This is a genomic window from Wenyingzhuangia sp. 2_MG-2023, assembly GCF_030548295.1.
In the GTDB taxonomy this organism is placed as follows: Bacteria; Bacteroidota; Bacteroidia; order Flavobacteriales; family Flavobacteriaceae; genus Wenyingzhuangia.
Genome location: NZ_JAUOSB010000136.1, coordinates 1 through 254 on the forward strand (window position 1 = coordinate 1; position 254 = coordinate 254).

Below are 254 nucleotides of genomic sequence, written 5' to 3' on the forward strand. Positions count from 1 at the left end.
ATACAATACCCATCGTGAACCTGAATCTGTGAGACAGCAGATTAGTTTGACAGGTCAGTATGCTTCAGTAGATGAATTGCTGACAGGTGAAGAAAACCTAATGATGATGGGGCGTTTAAATCACTTGAATCGTGATGCGGTGAAGAAGCGTACATCCGAACTGCTAAAACAATTCGAGTTAGTAAATGCCGCAAAAAAAAGTGTAAAAACCTATTCCGGCGGGATGCGTAGAAGGCTTGATATTGCAATTAGCC

Annotated in this window: 1 protein-coding gene; it reads left to right on the top strand. The window is 41.7% G+C overall.

Going from position 1 to position 254, the window contains the following annotated elements; translation table 11 throughout:
* On the top strand, positions 1–254 hold a 254-nt coding region (locus tag Q4548_RS17295; protein ID WP_303457234.1), incomplete at both ends, for an ATP-binding cassette domain-containing protein.